The organism is Salegentibacter maritimus, assembly GCF_016236975.1.
GTDB lineage: Bacteria > Bacteroidota > Bacteroidia > Flavobacteriales > Flavobacteriaceae > Salegentibacter > Salegentibacter maritimus.
The window spans coordinates 1-3577 of sequence record NZ_JAEHNY010000023.1; the positions used below are offsets into that span (position 1 = coordinate 1).

Below are 3577 nucleotides of genomic sequence, written 5' to 3' on the forward strand. Positions count from 1 at the left end.
AGCCGGAAGGAAGTGAAGAGTTTTTCCTGATAATTTTTCTTGCCTTGCATGCAGTAAATTAGCACTTTTGGCTAACTTGTGCAACAGGCACAATGGCTATAAGTAATTGCTTGTTCTCGCCTACTTCTGAAAATCCTCGTGGATTTTCAGCTTGGTGTGTACTTGCAAAGTTTAGTACTAAACCACGCAACTACTCATAGCCCAACCGTTACCCAAAATATTTTACTATATTCAACGAAATAATTAAAAGATATATTATTATGCGAAAACTTCTACTCATTTTATTAGTAGTATTTACTTATTCATGTTCTACTGAAAAAAAGTGAATCTACTAATATTATAAAGAGCTTTAAAAAAGATAGGATATATAAAGTTACCCTAAAAGATTATGACGGTTTTCTAGTAGTTCAAGAAATAGATGATCGCTCATCATATGAAGGATTTGATAAGGAATCATTTGTTATAATGGCAAAATATAATACTTACGAAAATTTTGCTCTTTATATTCATAGAATTTATCAAAAGGGAGAAATAAAAATAAATGAGATTGTCAATGTTGAAAATGGAAATATTCTAAGTTATTATCTAAATGGTCTAAGTGCAAATGAATATTTTAATCTAAGAAATTTTCAGAATAAAGGAACAATATGCTATACTAGCTTTAATGATTGTGTTAATGGTTTAAATGAAGAAATTAGCGCAGATCCAGTAGATAATGCTGTTTGTGATTTCCTACCTTGCGCAACTATTAATTATGGTGTTTGTACTATTGCTTCAGGCTCAGGATATATACAGGGTTCAAGTAATTATATAGGCGATTCAAATTGTTCTTCAATTTATAATGGTGACGGCGTAAATATTAAAGATTTAAATAACGCAAAATAAAATACACAAAATGAAAAGATTTATTTATGCATTTTTGTCCTATTTACTAGCATGTTTAGCATGGGGAAAATATATGTGGGATAAAAGTCAGGATAAGGATGGTATAACTTTTAAAGTTGTTGCTATAATTTTCTTAATAATCGGATTCTATTTTTTAATTAGAGCTATAATTCATCTATTACAAAAAAAGAATCATAGATAAATTCATGATAAAAATACTTTGGGTAACAGCGGTTCATCTCAAATTACGGGTAATTGTAGAGAAAGTGTAATTTTAGTAACCAAGAAACAAAACGGTAATCCGACAAGTTCGCATCCCTACTCCCGCACTGCGCATAGCCACGACCGTTGTAGCCAATTTTAAAAACATAAATGTCGTTACCAAGAAAGCATTACTTAGAAACAAAAAAACTTCTCAAAAAAATTCCAAAAGCCAAAATTTCTAAATGGCTTTTAGAAGAAGGATACTACCCAGAACAATATGTCGTTCCCCCATCATTTGAAATTCAAAAATTTGAATTGAAAAATGATCCTTTTTACGAGGTAGATAATTCTGGTGCTCAACCAAAATTTGATCCTGATAGAAATGATTTGGTAAATGTTTCTTTTCCAAAAACACAACTAACTAATAGAACCTTTGGTATAATTGCTCCTAAAATATATCACGATTTAGTTTGGTATATGATGAATGAATGGGATTTAGTAATTAAAACACTGTTTCGTTCTACGAATAAAATATACTCTTATAGTTTTCCAATACCAGTATCCAAAAAGAATGAAGGAGAGTTAGGTCATTTAAGAGCAGGAAGAATGATTTATGAGTTTTTGGAGATGGCAGAAAATGATTTAGTAGCTGAAGCTTATAATTACAAATACATTCTCAAAACAGATATTAAAAATTTCTATCCATCGATTTATACTCATAGTATTGCTTGGGCTATTCACACAAAAAAAACAATAAGAACAAAAGGGAATAGAACAGATTACAATAAATTCCTTGGACTAAAATTAGATAGATTAGTTCAAAATTCTAATGACGGTTGTACAAATGGAATTGCAATTGGTCCTGCAATATCTGATATAATAGCAGAACTAGTTTTAAGTGCCGTAGATGACGAATCATCTAAAATAATTGATTCAAAGAAGATTGATTTTTTAGGAGTAAGATTTAAAGATGATTATAGATTTTTATGTCATTCAAAGGAAGATGCAAATGTGATTATAAAGACTTTGCAAAAGCAAATGGCACTTTATAATCTAACACTTAATGAAGGTAAATCTAACATAGAAGAGTTACCAGAGGGATTATTCCGAGAATGGACTGCAGATTTTCAACCTTTTTCCATTCGATATAGAAAAAAGATAAATTACAAGAAGTTTGAAAGTTCTTTAAGAGGTACACTAAAAGTTGATAAAAAGTTCGAAGGAACGGGAGTAGTTGATAGGTTTTTGTAGCCTTCCCCAATTTGTAGCCTTCCCCAATTTAAGACAGGGCTAAATTCAATAAATTTTCATTAATATCATTCGATTCGGGGAAGAATTCTTCCCCGAATCGAGGTTTGTATTCCCTTGGTGATTTATTGCCCAGGGATTGATGCGGATGGTTATTATTGTAATCTTCCATCCATTTATTGCTTAAAGAACGCAATTGATGTAAATCATTAAACCAGTAAGCATCTAATATATCTTCTCTATAAAATCTATTTAAACGTTCTATATACCCGTTTTGCATTGGCTTACCTGGCTGGGTATACCGTATTTCCACACGTTTTCTATTGCACCATTGACTGAATGTTTTAGAGATAAACTCAGGGCCATTATCACAACGGATAGTTTGTGGTAATCCAATTTCTTCTTCTAATTGTTCTAAAGTCTCCACTAGCTTTCTAGCAGGATAGTTCAACCCTGGATCTACAGCCAGTACTTCTCGGTTGCAATCATCAATTATATTTAAGACACGTACCTTTCTGCCATCAGAAAGGACATCTGACATAAAATCCATACTCCAAACCTGATTCAATTGTTCAGGGGTCTCTAAAGGATGTTTTACCCTACCTGTAATGCGCTTTTTATGTTTGCGCCTTAGCTTAAGCTTCATCTGCCGGTATACTCGTAATACCCGTTTCCGGTTCCACTTATGGCCTTCGCGACGTATTCGTTTATAGTATTCATCAAAACCTCTGGTGGGCAACTCAGTGGCCAATTCAGAAAGTTTATCGATTACCTCATAATCGTCTCGCTTAGTCTGATAATACCACATCGAACGGGTTAAACCTACTACATTACAGGCTCGTTTTATGGAGACCTGGTACTCCTTGATCAAATAAACCGCTCTATGCTTCTTGTCGGAAGGCCTTAGAACTTTTTTGACAGTATATCTTTCAGCATTTGGTTATCTAGACTGGCATCGGCATACATCTGCTTGAGCTTGCGATTTTCTTCTTCCAACTCCTTAAGCCGTTTTAGCTCACTAGTTTCCATTCCACCATATTTCTTACGCCAATAATAGATAGTGCTTTTATCAATACCCAGTTCTCGAGCGATATCACCAACAGCTCGGCCTTGTTCGTTTTCTTTCAAGATCTTGATGATCTGACTTTCTGTAAATCTACTTTTTTTCATCGGACAGTTTATCGTTTTTAAAATTAACAATTTCGAATTTTAAACTGTCTTATTTTTAGGGAAGGCTACA

General features: G+C 33.1%; 2 protein-coding genes and 1 pseudogene. 2 read left to right on the forward strand and 1 reads right to left on the reverse strand.

Features of this window, described 5'->3' with window-relative positions:
* The first annotated feature begins 465 nt into the window (after window positions 1-465).
* Window positions 466-885, forward strand: a complete 420-nt coding sequence (locus I6U50_RS15705) for a hypothetical protein (protein WP_198639549.1) — start codon at window positions 466-468, stop codon at window positions 883-885.
* Window positions 886-1257: 372 nt separating this feature from the next.
* Complete coding sequence (locus tag I6U50_RS15710; protein WP_232805969.1) at window positions 1258-2340, forward strand: RNA-directed DNA polymerase; 1083 nt, start codon at window positions 1258-1260, stop codon at window positions 2338-2340.
* A 28-nt stretch (window positions 2341-2368) separates the two neighbouring features.
* Here I6U50_RS15710 and I6U50_RS15715 read toward each other — a convergent pair.
* Window positions 2369-3507 (reverse strand): annotated as a pseudogene (locus I6U50_RS15715) (IS3 family transposase).
* Between the last annotated feature and the right edge of the window lie 70 nt (window positions 3508-3577).